At 49.4% G+C, this 13,165-nt stretch carries 14 protein-coding genes and 1 pseudogene; 11 read left to right on the top strand and 4 right to left on the bottom strand.

Features of this window, described 5'->3' with window-relative positions:
* Nucleotides 1-26 precede the first annotated feature (26 nt).
* On the bottom strand, nucleotides 27-1,127 hold the full coding sequence (locus LKD37_RS01475) for a DUF6076 domain-containing protein (protein ID WP_431833258.1): 1,101 nt from the start codon (nucleotides 1,125-1,127) through the stop codon (nucleotides 27-29).
* Between the two features lie 242 nt (nucleotides 1,128-1,369).
* Here LKD37_RS01475 and LKD37_RS01470 point away from each other — a divergent pair, with 242 nt between their 5' ends.
* The 9 genes from LKD37_RS01470 (at nucleotide 1,370) to LKD37_RS01430 (ending at nucleotide 9,055) form a co-directional block, all read left to right on the top strand.
* Nucleotides 1,370-1,594, top strand: a complete 225-nt coding sequence (locus LKD37_RS01470; RefSeq protein ID WP_005362423.1) for a helix-turn-helix domain-containing protein — start codon at nucleotides 1,370-1,372, stop codon at nucleotides 1,592-1,594.
* A gap of 147 nt (nucleotides 1,595-1,741) precedes the next feature.
* Entirely contained in the window at nucleotides 1,742-1,945 is a 204-nt protein-coding gene (locus LKD37_RS01465) for a hypothetical protein (RefSeq protein ID WP_004614949.1), read from the top strand.
* 284 nt (nucleotides 1,946-2,229) lie between these two features.
* Complete coding sequence (locus LKD37_RS01460; RefSeq protein WP_195549376.1) at nucleotides 2,230-2,547, top strand: DUF3847 domain-containing protein; 318 nt, start codon at nucleotides 2,230-2,232, stop codon at nucleotides 2,545-2,547.
* A 2-nt stretch (nucleotides 2,548-2,549) separates the two neighbouring features.
* A complete protein-coding gene (gene mobQ / locus LKD37_RS01455; RefSeq protein WP_072850453.1) occupies nucleotides 2,550-4,022 on the top strand; it encodes a MobQ family relaxase in 1,473 nt (490 codons plus the stop codon).
* A gap of 47 nt (nucleotides 4,023-4,069) precedes the next feature.
* Complete coding sequence (locus LKD37_RS01450; protein WP_044997810.1) at nucleotides 4,070-4,810, top strand: CHC2 zinc finger domain-containing protein; 741 nt, start codon at nucleotides 4,070-4,072, stop codon at nucleotides 4,808-4,810.
* Nucleotides 4,695-6,035 carry a virulence-associated E family protein gene (locus LKD37_RS01445; RefSeq protein WP_302927618.1) on the top strand — a complete coding sequence of 447 codons (1,341 nt, stop codon included), beginning with the start codon at nucleotides 4,695-4,697 and terminating at the stop codon, nucleotides 6,033-6,035. Before LKD37_RS01450 ends, LKD37_RS01445 begins: the two co-directional genes overlap by 116 nt.
* 270 nt (nucleotides 6,036-6,305) lie before the next feature.
* Complete coding sequence (locus tag LKD37_RS01440) at nucleotides 6,306-6,491, top strand: hypothetical protein (RefSeq protein WP_004849804.1); 186 nt, start codon at nucleotides 6,306-6,308, stop codon at nucleotides 6,489-6,491.
* A gap of 38 nt (nucleotides 6,492-6,529) precedes the next feature.
* Complete coding sequence (locus LKD37_RS01435; protein WP_021738918.1) at nucleotides 6,530-8,221, top strand: recombinase family protein; 1,692 nt, start codon at nucleotides 6,530-6,532, stop codon at nucleotides 8,219-8,221.
* 144 nt (nucleotides 8,222-8,365) lie between these two features.
* Entirely contained in the window at nucleotides 8,366-9,055 is a 690-nt protein-coding gene (locus LKD37_RS01430) for a hypothetical protein (protein ID WP_302927617.1), read from the top strand.
* Here LKD37_RS01430 and LKD37_RS01425 read toward each other — a convergent pair.
* The 3 genes from LKD37_RS01425 to LKD37_RS01415 form a co-directional block, all read right to left on the bottom strand.
* Nucleotides 8,968-10,407: a VanZ family protein gene (locus LKD37_RS01425; protein ID WP_302927616.1), complete on the bottom strand. Its 1,440-nt coding sequence runs from the start codon at nucleotides 10,405-10,407 to the stop codon at nucleotides 8,968-8,970. The two genes, LKD37_RS01430 and LKD37_RS01425, sit on opposite strands and share 88 nt — an antisense overlap.
* Nucleotides 10,408-10,594: 187 nt before the next feature.
* Nucleotides 10,595-11,641, bottom strand: a complete 1,047-nt coding sequence (locus LKD37_RS01420) for a Fic family protein (protein WP_302927615.1) — start codon at nucleotides 11,639-11,641, stop codon at nucleotides 10,595-10,597.
* A gap of 195 nt (nucleotides 11,642-11,836) precedes the next feature.
* A complete protein-coding gene (locus LKD37_RS01415) occupies nucleotides 11,837-12,028 on the bottom strand; it encodes a hypothetical protein (protein WP_302927651.1) in 192 nt (63 codons plus the stop codon).
* Between LKD37_RS01415 and LKD37_RS01410 the strand changes: the two are divergent.
* Both LKD37_RS01410 and LKD37_RS01405 read left to right on the top strand, forming a co-directional pair.
* Nucleotides 12,023-12,270, top strand: a pseudogene (locus LKD37_RS01410) (relaxase/mobilization nuclease); the annotation flags it as partial. The gene LKD37_RS01415 and the pseudogene LKD37_RS01410 overlap by 6 nt on opposite strands.
* Before the next feature lie 238 nt (nucleotides 12,271-12,508).
* Nucleotides 12,509-13,147 (top strand): TetR/AcrR family transcriptional regulator, encoded by a 639-nt coding sequence (locus tag LKD37_RS01405; RefSeq protein ID WP_349048815.1) that lies wholly within the window; start codon nucleotides 12,509-12,511, stop codon nucleotides 13,145-13,147.
* The last annotated feature ends 18 nt before the right edge of the window (nucleotides 13,148-13,165 follow it).

Raw genomic sequence — 13,165 nt, 5'->3', positions numbered from 1 at the left:
ACAGAAACCTCACAACGAGAAAAAATTTAGTATTCAGTCAGCTTCACAATTACATTACTCTGCTGATACAGCCAGTCCGCAAATTCTTTCGGGCTGGCTGTTCCTGTTTTTACAGCCTTTTTTCTCTGTAAGGCTTCTTTCTTAAAGTCGGAAAAGGCAGCCTGTATTTTTTCCAGACGGTCAGCCGGAAAGCCTGCGGTATTTTTTACCCGGTTTATTTTGTTGCGCCAGTTCTGGCATTCATTTTTATAAAGCAGGTCATAGTTATTTTCTCTTGACCTCTCGTCAAATTCCCGCTTGTTTTGAAGCGCCTGTGCTTTTCGGCACTTGTCGCTGCACAGCTCATACCGCTGGCTCTTTGCCAGAAAATATTTTCCACAGACCTTGCACCGCCGGAAGCAAAGCCCCCAGTCATTCAGCCTGTTCAGATAATAGGTAATCAACGGGTAGAGGGACGCATAGGCAGACACACATTCTTCTGTGCGCCGGTTGTCCGGGAACCAGAGGTCAAGCCGGGTATCTTCTGACGGTGCGCCTTTGAAATAAAGGCTGCCAGCTTGAAATTGTTTCGGTTTTCCTGTCTCCCTGTCAAAGCTCATGGTTTCGTTTTGGAATACCCCGGTCAGTCTGCTCATTTTATCCATGAAGCGGTCACAGGCAGCGTTACGGTCACGGGGTTCTCTGGCAAGCAGATAGCTGTTCCAGATACGGAACGCCACATACATTTTCAGAGGGTCGTTGCTAAGATATTTCTCCCAAAGAAATTCGCTTGCCGCCTGCTCCAGCTCCGGCTGTTTCCATCGGTTGGAGTGGAGAGCTTGCCGCAGCGGAGAAAGCCCGTATAAGTTCCAGTCTCTGTCCGTGTCACGCTCAAAGTTTATCAAAAAAGTTCCCAGTGGGCGTGTCATATCACAAAGCACCTCTGCGTTTTGGCTCCCGTTCAGACGGAAGCGGATCTGCTGTTCTTCCCCAATCAAAATCCGCTCTTTCATTTTCTTCCTGTCCAGCGTCAGGACAAACAAAATCCTCTCAAAACATGGCTCATGCCGTATAAACTGATTCTCCATCCCTATCCCCTGCCTTTGTTTATGGTAATTATATAATTCAGTTATATCCGTTACACTCATGGTATCGCAGAATCATTGTTTTGTCAAGGATAGTACGCTATGATGATTGCGGTTGGTAATTTCGTACCGCACAGTACCTTGACAAGTGAATGACCGTCCAAAAGGGATATGACCGGCAGGAGAAGTGACGCATTCGGCGCACCAATGCAGGGAAACACCGCAGGAATGGGGCAGGAAAACGGCTTTTGGGGAGAACGGCAACAGGAAGCATTTTAACCTATTTGATTTATGGGAGGAACAGAATGAACGATAAAAAGAGATTGAACAGCTACGAGGATTTACCGCTGGTTCTGGATGTGGCGGACATTCAGCGGATTATGGGAATTTCAAGAGCGAGCGCCTATGAGCTGGTACACACACCCGGCTTTCCAGCGTTCCGCAGGGGCAGACTTATCAAGGTCAGCAAAATTGCTTTCTTTGAATGGATGGCAAAAGGCTCCGAAACCGTACCGGGAAGCGACAAATAAGCGTGAGGTATCATTCCCTGACTTGCAATACTGCCGCACTTTCCAAAGGGGCATACAGAGGGAAAAAAACTTAAAAATGATACCGAGACGCTACATCAAAACAGCCTATCTGCGTACATCAGATAGAAACGGAGAAAGGAGCCGGTTATGGCAAGAATGAGTAACAAGCGGCGGTTGGAATGGTCTTTCTTCTTAAATGACCGCAGCCGTATCACTTACAACGAACTGTGCCGGAAATGCCAGCACGAATGTAAACAGAGCTTCCGGGCGGTTGTGGTTGACTGCCCGAAGTATCTTTCCAAGCGTTCCAAGAAAAAGGACAAGACTGCCGGAAACGGCAAAATCCCTTAGGAACTAAGGGCGCACTTCTATACATAGTCTAAAGACCATGTATCGTGCGTCCTGCGGAGCTTACCTCTGCCGCTGATAAAATCAGCAATCCGAGGTCTGCGTTCGCTTTGCTCCGACAAGGTGGCTACACCCCCTTGCGCCGCTAAAGCGGCTATCCCCTGTGTACCCGCCGCAAAGAGAAATCCGCTCTGTGGTTTTCCCTTTTCATCGGGCTTTATAGAAGCACTGACACAGACTGTCTGCGGATGGTCTTTCTTTATCTTATAAGCAAAGGATGTGAGAACATGGAAAAATCTTTGGAACAGTTAAAGCAGGAATATGAAAAAACCACTGTCCTGCTGGAACGGGAAAAACGGAAAATGCAGCGTTTGAAAAACCGGCAGGCGTATCTGGAAAGCGGTTCCCGGAAACAGAGGACGCACCGGCTGATTACCCGTGGGGCAGCCGTTGAGAGCATTGCACCACAGACAAAGGAGCTATCCGAAGCGGAATTTTATTCCCTCATGGAAAGCATTTTGAATCTGCCGCAGGCGGAGCATTTCATCCGGTCTGCCGCAGAAAACCACGCCCGTATTTCCGGGCAGGAGAAAGGCGGTGACTAAGGATAGCACTTTATCATTTTTCAATCGCACAGATCAAGCGCAGCGCCGGTCAGAGCGCCATTGCCAGCGCAGCCTACCGAGCCGGGGAGCGTCTTTACAGCAGCTACTATGGAGAAGTCAGCGACTACACCAAAAAGGGCGGCGTGATCGCTTCGGAAATCATGCTGCCGCCCCATGCGCCGGAAATATATCTTGACCGGGCGACCCTCTGGAATGCTGTGGAGAACTGCGAGAAACATCCAAAAGCACAGCTTGCCTATTCCTTTGATATTGCCATGCAGAATGAATTGACGCTGGAAGAAAACATGGAGCTGGCGAGGAAGTTCGTGCAGGAGCAGTTTGTGGCAAAAGGCATGATTGCCGATCTTGCTTTTCACAGTCCGGAGAAAGAGGACGGCGGTATCCCAAACCCGCATTTCCATGTGATGACAACCATGCGCCCTTTGAACCCGGATGGCACATGGGGACAAAAACAGCGGCGGGAATATCTTCTTGATGAAGATGGAAACCGAATCCGGGATAAAAATGGCGATTATATGTTTAATGCTGTCCACACAACAGACTGGCACGAGCCGGAAACACTGGAACACTGGCGGGAGCAGTGGGCGGCTGCCGTTAATACAAAATTTGAGGAAAAAGGACTGGATGTGCGTATCGACCACCGTTCCTATGTGCGGCAGGGGCTTGACCTGATACCTACTGTCCACGAGGGAGCTAATGTCCGGCAGATGGAAGCAAAGGGCATCCGCACCGAGAAAGGGGAACTGAACCGCTGGATTAAAGCCACCAACCGGCTCATGCAGGATGTGAGGAAGAAGATCAAAGCCCTGTTTGTCTGGATGGCAGAGGTAAAAGAAGAACTTTCCAAACCACAGACACCGAACCTTGCCGACCTGCTGATCGCTTATTACAACCAGCGCAACGCAGGGGCATGGAGCAATAAAGCCAGAACCGGAAACTTAAAGCAGTTTGCCGAAGCCGTCAATTATCTGACGGAAAACAAGCTGCTCACATTAGAGGATTTGCAGGAGCGTCTTTCCTCTGTCAGTGAAGAATTTGAAGCATTAAGCGGCTCCATGAAAAAGAAATCTGCCAGGATAAAGGAATTGCAGGAATTGATACGGGAGGGCGAGAATTACCAGCGGCTAAAACCTGTCCATACGGAATTGAACAATATCAAGTTTAAGAAACAGAGGGAGAAATTTGAAACATCCCACGATGCGGAGTTACGGCTGTTTTATGCCGCCCGCCGTATTCTGAAAGAAAAACTGGACGGAAAACCCATTGCCCTGAAAGCATGGAAACAGGAATACGCACAGTTAAAAACAGAGTATGCCGAACTGTCTCCGCAGCACAAGCCACTCCGGGAGGAAGTCATACGGCTGCGGCAGGTGCAGAACGCCGTAGATACCGCACTGCGCCGGAGGGAGCAGCCACAGGAAGTACAGAGAAAGAAACATGAGATGGAGCTATGATATAACCGGCAGCTTTACCGCTACCGGTATTTTTACGGAGGGAGCATTTGAATGTATTTGAAGCGGTGAAACAGTCTGTTACCACACGGCAGGCTGCTTCATTCTATGGAATCCGGGTGGGGAGAAACGGCATGGTCTGCTGTCCATTCCACAATGACCGCACGCCCAGCATGAAAGTGGACAGCCGCTTTTACTGCTTCGGCTGCGGGGCTTCCGGGGATGTGATCGACTTTGCCGCTTTGCTGCATGGATTGGGGAAACGGGAAGCTGCGGTCAGGCTTGCGGAGGACTTCGGCGTTTCCTATGAGAAATCCGGCAATGCGCCGCCAGATAGGAAGCGTCACAACAGGTCACAGCCCCGGCAAAAATCAGCGGAGCAGAGATTTCAGGAAACGGAACGGTATTGTTTCCGGGTGCTATGCGATTATCAGCGCCTGCTGGAGCATTGGAAAACAGCATACGCCCCACAGCCGCAGGATGCCATCTGGCATCCTCTTTTTGTGGAAGCGTTGCAGAGGATAAGCTACACAGAATACCTTTTGGATATTTTGTTATACGGAGAAATAGAAGAAAAAGCGGCATTGATCGCCGCACAGGGAAAGGAGGTGCTGCGGCTTGAACAGCGAATTTCAGAGCTTGCCGCCGGAAACGCAGGAAGCGGTCAAAAGGACGATGGACACAATGGAACCGGCGCAGACACCGGCAGAAATCCGGGAGACATTAGAGGGGACGCAGAAAGGCGGCGTGAAGAACAGCATCCGAAACTGCCTGACGGTGTTCCAGCGTGACCCGCTGTTTCGTGAGGCGCTGCGTCTGAACCTTTTGACGGAGCAGATTGACATTGTGAAGCCGCTAGGCTGGGAGCGCACCAGTACCACGCTGACCGACATGGACATGAACTACCTGCTTTTGTATCTGGAAGAAAATTACGGGCTTATCAGCGAGAAAAAGGTGCAGAGCGCCATCAAGATTGTTGCCAATGAAAACCGCTACCATCCGGTCAGGGATTACCTGAACAACCTGCAATGGGACGGCACAGAGCGCATCCGTTATGCCCTGCATCACTTTCTGGGAGCCGATACGGACGAATACACTTATGAAGCCTTGAAACTGTTCCTGATGGGAGCCATCCGGCGGGTATTCAGACCGGGGAGCAAGTTTGAGGTCATGCTCTGTCTGGTTGGTGGTCAGGGAGCCGGGAAATCTACCTTTTTCCGGCTGCTGGCAGGCAGGGACGAATGGTTTTCAGACGATTTGAAGAAGCTGGACGATGAAAATGTGTACCGCAAGCTTCAAGGGCATTGGATTATCGAGATGTCGGAGATGATCGCCACAGCCAACGCCAAGAGTATTGAGGAAATCAAGTCATTCTTAAGCCGCCAGAAAGAAACCTACAAAGTGCCGTATGAGACACATCCGGCAGACCGGCTGCGGCAATGTGTATTTGGAGGGACGACCAACCGGCAGGACTTTTTACCCCGTGACCGCACCGGCAACCGGCGCTTTCTCCCCGTGACGGTGTACCCGGAACGGGCGGAGGTTCACATACTGGACGATGAAGCGGCGGCGAGGGCGTATATCGAACAGATGTGGGCGGAAGCCATGACGGTTTACCGCAGTGGGAAGTATAAGCTGTCATTCAGCATGGAAATGAACCGATACCTGAACGCCCATCAGCAGGACTTCATGCAGGAGGACACACAGGCTGGCATGATCTACGCCTATTTGGAGGACTACACCGGCGACAGGGTATGTTCCAAGCAGCTTTATGAGGAAGCGCTGGGGAACTTAAATTCCCCGGCAGACTGGGAGACACGGGCAATCTGCGAGATTATGAATACCGGCATTGCGGGCGGCATCATACAGGGCTGGGCAGCCTACAAAAGCCCGAAGCGGTATAAGAAATACGGTTCTCAAAAAGGCTGGGAGCGTGTCAACCAAGACCCGCCGGAGGGGGACGGTTTTCAGGAAATCACGGAAGAAGAAGCCCGGCAAATGGAACTGCCATTCTGAAAAGCCACCGGTTGACAGTTTGGTTAACGCTTCGGTTGACAGCCGGTTGACGGGGAAAAGCCTGATATTTGGGGCATTTCTCTCCTTTGTCAACCATGTCAACCAAGAAATCAAAGAAAAAGTAAAAAGTAATCATAGAGCGCCTATGGATTGTTTTCAAAGTCTTTTCTGCCGGTTGACACAGTTTGGTTGACATGGAGACAGTCTGCGGCTGTACACCTGCCTGACATTCCCTTGTCGGGCATATTTCATTTATGGAGGTAACTGCCTATGGCAAAAAGCAAAAACGAGAGCAATAACAAAAACAGCGGCACCCTGCTTACCGAAAAAGACGGCACCCAGTATTTTGTCATGGGGAAAGTCCGTATCAAAGTATCGGAGCATTTCGCACAGGATGGGAAGCCGCTTGACAGTCTGCTGGAAGATGTGATCCAGCACGCTGCCGCCGCTTCCTGAAAAAATACGGAATAACGACTGTCAATCAGCCCACGCTTATGATATACTTGTACCAGCGAGTATTGTATAAGCGTGGGTTGTTTCTTTTAGAAGGAGGATTTTTAACCGTGAAACAACCATACAATACAACGATTTATAACACTGCACTATATTTGAGATTGAGCCGTGACGATGAATTACAGGGGGAAAGCGGCAGTATCCAGACCCAGCGCATGATGCTTAGGCAGTATGCCGCAGAGCATGGGCTGACTGTTGTAGACGAGTACATTGACGACGGATGGAGCGGGACAAATTTCGAGCGTCCAAGTTTCCAAAGGATGATTGATGACATCGAGGACGGGAAAATCAACTGCGTTGTCACAAAGGACTTATCCCGTCTGGGAAGAAACTATATCCTGACCGGTCAGTACACGGAAATCTATTTCCCCAGCAAGGGAGTACGCTACATTGCCATCAATGACAATGTGGACACCATCAACGGAGAAAGCGAGCTTGCACCGTTCTTAAACATCCTGAATGAAATGCACGCCCGACAGACCAGCAAAAAGGTCAAGGCTGCCATGCACACAAGATTTGCCAATGGCGCACACTATGGAGCCTATGCACCGCTGGGCTATGTAAAAGACCCGGACAAAAAAGGTCATCTTCTGATCGACCCGGAAACACGCTGGATTGTAGAGAAGATTTTTGACCTTGCTGTACACGGGCGTGGAGCCGCCAGCATTACACGGATTCTGGTGGAGGAAAAAGTACCTACCCCCGGCTGGCTGAACTATGAAAGATACGGGACTTTCGCCAATATCTACGCCGGTGCGCCCGCAGAAAAAGCCTATGCGTGGACGATTGCACAGGTCAAGAGCATTTTGAAAGAGGAAACCTACATCGGTCACAGCGTTCACAACAAGCAGAGCAACATTTCATTCAAGAACAAGAAAAAGGTGCGGAAGCCGCAGGAAGAATGGTATCGTGTGGAAAATACCCACGAAGCCATCATTTCCGAAGAAGTGTTCCAAAAAGTTCAAGAGCTGATTGCAAGCAGACGCAGGAAACGCAGAAACGGTACGACACAGATTTTCGCAGGATTGATAAAATGTGCAGACTGCGGATGGTCTTTAGCCTATGGGGAAAACAAGCAGAACAAAAACCCATACGGGTACTACCATTGCAGCAAGAACGGACAGGGATTACGCCAGTGTTCCATGCACTATATCCGCTATGATGTACTGTATGCCTATGTGCTTGCAAGACTGCAATACTGGTCTATGATGGTACAGAAAGACGAGGACAAGCTGCTGAAACGGCTACTCAATGCCAGCGACAGGGAAAGAAACTCTGCGAAGAAAAAGCAGGCTGCGGAGCTGAAAAAGGCAGAGAAGCGTAAAGCCGAGGTTGACGGGCTGTTTGCTAAAATGTATGAGGACTGGTCTGCCGGACGCATAACCGAGTATAACTTCAATATGCTGTCCGAGAAGTACCAGAACGAGCAAAAGGAACTTGAAACAAAAATAAGACAGCTTCACGAAACGATGGAAGCCGCCGTACAGACCGCAGCGGATGCTGAAAAGTGGATTGCCCTAATGAAACAGTATGTCAACCCTGTGGAGCTGACCGCCGAACTTCTGAACACTCTAATTGAAAAAATAACCGTCCACGAAGCTGTCAAGGGCGAGGATGGAAGCCGTGAGCAGGAAGTAGAAATCTACTACCGCTTCATCGGCAAAATCGACTGACCTTTCTTTTTTACCCAACAATATCTTTAATTAAGGGAAACGGGAAAAGGACTTCCTGACACTTCATTGTTAAAACCGCTTGGAGATGTTTTAGGCGTTTCCATCACTGAATTGCTGTCTGGAAAAAGGATAGAGGAGGTTGATATGAAAGAACAAGCTGACAATATTATTTTGGAGTCGCTGAATTATTCAAAGCGTATGCTTGCAAGTGTAATAAGTGTAATCATTTTCATTATTGGCATCGCTTTCATAATTTCACCGCTATTTTTGGTAAGTCAAAGTTATATCTGGACACTGGGTCTTATCATTGTTGCAATAGCAATTCTTTACATCTACACACGAAAGAAGAGGAATTCAATGAAAGCAACGAATAGAGCCTATCATCTGTCCGCTCTTGCGTTACAGGGTATAGCGTTAATTTTAGAGATACTACCGATCGGTACTGTCATGGTGTTCGCGACAAGTCCAACCAAACAAACTATTGAAGTGTATTCATATTTCAGTCTGCTCCCCGTAGGGTATGCGAATTTCACGCCGCTGTTGACAGGAATCCTCACAATTTTGATTATCCTGCTTGGTGCAATTGCCTTGTTCAAATTTGACAACGCTGCCAGCCTCAGAAAGGCCATGTTTGTTTGCAGCGTCATCTCACTACTGCTTTCGATTGTTCCGTTATTCCTATTCGGAACGGTTGGAATGACAGCTGCAAGTTATGCGGTTTCTTGTGCAATCCTCTTGTCAATCTGCTATCCGGCTAAAGCTGGAACGAAAGTGGTCCAACCGGTACCGCCCCGCAGTGCGGCATCATTTTCATCTGAGAGGGTGAACAAGTAAACGGGCTGGTGGAATCCCTTGCTGTCGGTCATATATTCGAGCTTACAGTCAGTGACTCGCACTTGCCGTGGGGACAAATAGTTGAACATGGGCACATCACGCCAAGAGAACTGCCCAGCACAAAGACGCTCATACGCCTCTTGGGAAGAGATAACTGCAGCATTTCCATGAAGGGTGCTGACAGAAAGATGGTTGTCTACCTTGTAGAGGATACCGCCCTCTGCCACCCAGCAGACCAATTCACCATTGGTAAGCACATCGTCCTCTACTACACATTCTGCCCGAAAAGCGTACCTTCCCGCGCTCTCGTCCGCGGTGACAAAACTGGCCGCATCGGGGATCTCGACGCCCAGCTTGTCCAGAGCGGCACGAAGGTCGTCCTCTGTGATCGCTCCACCCTTTTCGCTGTATCGTTGTTTACTGTCCACGCGATAATCCGTGTACTCGTAGGAGTGATCATTGTAACACACCCACAAGGCATAGGTGCGGTGGTCAGAGTAGAAAGCTCTGCTGTCATAGTAATCTACATCGGGAGTACCGAATCGAATTTCCGCTCCCTGTCGCCCAACAAATTCTGACGCAAAGGCATCGCAGTCCTTCCTTGTGAACGGCTCCGTCCGGTACACTCCGGACGGTCCGGGCGCATTGGACAAAGAACATTCCTGCACCCATTCGATTTCCTTGGTCTTCGCGTTGTAGATCGGACCGTCCGCAAGGTTGCCATAGGGCCGGAAATGATAGGTGAGGAACACACCGGCCAGAGCAGCGATGGACAGAACGGGAAAAATAACATAGACTCCGGCGGTTTTCCATTGTTTCCTCACCAAGCTGACGAACAGCATACAAAAGCAGTACCCCAGCATGGCCCCCAAAACATTGCATATCAGATCGTCCACATCGGCCTGTCCACGACCAAGGACATACTGAAGCAGCTCGATCACAAGAGATGTGCCGACCCCGGCGGTCAGCATCCAAAACCACCGTCGGAAATGCTTTACCGCAAGAGGAAGCAGTACGCCCAGTGGAAGGAACATGGCGATGTTCAGCAAAGGGTTTAGCCAAATTTGCAGGGTAAAGTTATTCCACGCCTCCCAAAACGCCAAAAAGGGAAGGAGCTGGACGCCCGTTCGCATACTATCCATACGGTTCATTAAAGTGATGGCAGCAAGCCCACCCAAGTAGCACAACAGAAGGAGAAAGGCGACAGCTTGCCCTTTCGGAAAACATTTTCCTTCTCGACGGCACTTCAGGTTCAGCATAACAAGAATTACTGCACCTGCCGCCAAGCCGATCAAAGCGAGGGGAATTGCATTTCGAAAAAAATAAAAAATGGTTCCAATAAAATCATGCACGGCAATCTTTCTCCCTTCAATAAAATCGTATGCGAGCGAAGAAACACGCCGAAAGGCGCACAACTCCGCCGCCTGTGAGGATGCGAAATTCCTATTCGGAACGGTTGGAATGACAGCTGCAATGTGTATCTTGTATTTTGACCAAAAGGTTGGGTTCTTGTTCTTTTGCTTATGAATATAATACCTCTTACGCTTTAATATACCTCGACGTCCGTCCTGCGCCGATACGCTTTACCGAGCCGGTCTTAACCATTACCCCAAGGACGGCTTCGATGGTCGTGGGGCTGACATCGGGGAGAATTTTGCAGATATCAGCTTTGGAAAGCGGGGTCAGGCTGTTTAGCACGGTCGCCTCCACACGGGTCTTTTTCGTGATCTTCTTACCGTGTACCACAGCAAACCGTTTGTCCAACTCCTTATAGCACATATAAAGCGTGGAGAGGAAATTCTCGATAAAGGGGAAATAGGAGTTTTCATTCGTTTCCCATCCGGCAGAGGACTGCCGCAGGGCTTCATAATAATACGCCTTAAAGTTGTTGATCTGCTCCTCAAAGGACACATATTTCCCGGCGTCAAAGCCGTTTTTGTATAACAGCAGCAGTGACAGCAGACGGGACATTCTGCCGTTGCCGTCTCGGAACGGGTGGATGCAGAGGAAATCTAAAATTACGCATGGGATCAGAAGAAGCTGATTGATATTTGCATCGCTTCGAGCATCCAGATAAGCAAGCTCCAACTGCTCCATGGCTTTTGGAGTCTCGCTTGCAGGCGTGGGACGAAAACGCACACGCCGATTTCCATCGGCGTCGATCTCCAAAATCACATTATCGTCCGTCTTATACTGCCCGCCGTATTCGTAGCCCGCAAAGCTCATCATCATTTCGTGCAGCCGCAAAATGTCGCTCTGCCGAAAGTCGATGTACTCATAGCCGAGATGAATTTCGTTCAGTGCATCTCTGTATCCTGCGATCTCCGCTTCGTTGTGGTTCAGCGGAGCGCTGTTCTGATTGACAATGGCGGCGATACGCTCATCGCTAGTCACAATGCCCTCGATGGCGTTGGAGCTTTTGATGGACTGCACCTTTGCGACAGCCTCCAGCTCCGTGAAGATCTGCGTGTATTCCTCCTTGCGCACGCCTGCCATAGTTTTGAGCGCTGCAATATTGGAAGTGAGGTTCACAAGGTTTGCCGGCAGCATACCGTTATTCAAAAAGGAGTAATCGAATTTTCTCATACAGCACCAGCCTTTCTGCACATAATTATAGCGCACTATATGCAGAAACGCAAGCAATCATCTGAGTTATCTGCATATTCTTTTCTAATAATATGTGCAGATTAGGCTTTGGAATATACAGCATAATAAAAAACGGCACGGAGTTTCCGTGCCGTTTGCGTTAGCTCGCTTTGATTTTTGAAGTAAGCCACAGCATCAATACTTCCGCAGAAATAACTGTGCTGCAGCTTCATATCCGAACCGCGGCACGGTCAAGCCTTTGGCGTTGGTTTTTCCGGGACCGCTGTCAGCAACGAAAAGAAAATCCGTCTTACTGCCGCAGACGAGCTGCGCCGTCCGGACAGGTTTTTGCCATCCGCTCGTGTCCGTCTGTATCTTGCTGATCATGAGGGTGGCATCCTGCTACACAAGGCGGCGAAGAAAGCCTTTGACGAGCTGGGCGTCAGAAAACTGCCCTCCGGCAGGAGGAATACGCCAAGCTGCTATCGGAGAAAAAGGCGGCGTATGCCGAATACCGGCGTTCGCGCGACGAGATGCGCGAGCTGCTGCTCCACAAGCAGAACGTGGATCGTATGCTGGGCAAAAACGAGCACGAGGAGGAGAAGAAAAAGGAGCATGACCGGCAATAACGGTCACTCTCCTAGGCGTTTCGCAGAAACGTGCAGCGCGCATTTTGCGCGTTCAAGGGGCCTTAGGGGCGCTGCCCCGACAAGCAGAGGGGAGTTTTCGCGGAGGCGAAAATTTCCCAAAAATGCAAAAGAGAGCCCTCTTTGCCCTGCTTGCCACGTTTGCTACGTTTGTAAATTTGGGCTTAAAATAACACTGCTATCTTGACATTTGACGCAACCTGTGTATAATTAGATAGCAGTGCTATTTTTCTGGGAGGTGATTAGCCTGAGTAAGAGTGAAGATACAAGACAACTGATTTTAGACACAGCCAAAAAGGAGTTCATGGAAAAGGGATATAACGATGCTTCCGTTCGCAGTATTGCAAAACAAGCTGGGCTGACTACTGGCGCAATTTTTCGGTATTTTGCCGATAAAGAAAGCCTGTTTGCCGCACTTGTGTCACCAGTTGCGGATCATATGTTGGATTTGTATCGCAAAGGCGGAGAACGGGGCTTCGCTTCTCTGACAGATGGCCATCCGGAAAATATGTGGAATATTTCTGATGAGGTTATTTCCGTACTGGTGGAGTACATTTTCGCAAACAAGGACGCTTTCTACCTGCTTATCAGCCAGTCTGCCGGAAGCGCCTACGAAAGCTTTGTGGATCAGCTTATTGAGGAAGAAGAAAAACAGACTTATGCCTTTCAGCAGGAGATGATTCGCCAGGGCTATTCGTGCCGTCCATTGACGCTGGACGAAATACATATTCTATTTTCTGCACAGTATTATGCGTTCTTCGAGATTGTACGTCATAAGCTGGAAAAGGACGAAGCACTTGACAGAATACATCTCATTGCAGATTTTTTCGGTAGTGCATGGAAATTGTATTTTGCGTAAGGAGGTGTTTTTTGCCCG

It is taken from the genome of Brotocaccenecus cirricatena (genome assembly GCF_020687045.1).
Lineage (GTDB): Bacteria > Bacillota > Clostridia > Oscillospirales > Oscillospiraceae > Vescimonas > Vescimonas cirricatena.
Note: the sequence above shows the minus strand (reverse complement) of the source record. Positions and strands in the feature narration are given on the sequence as shown.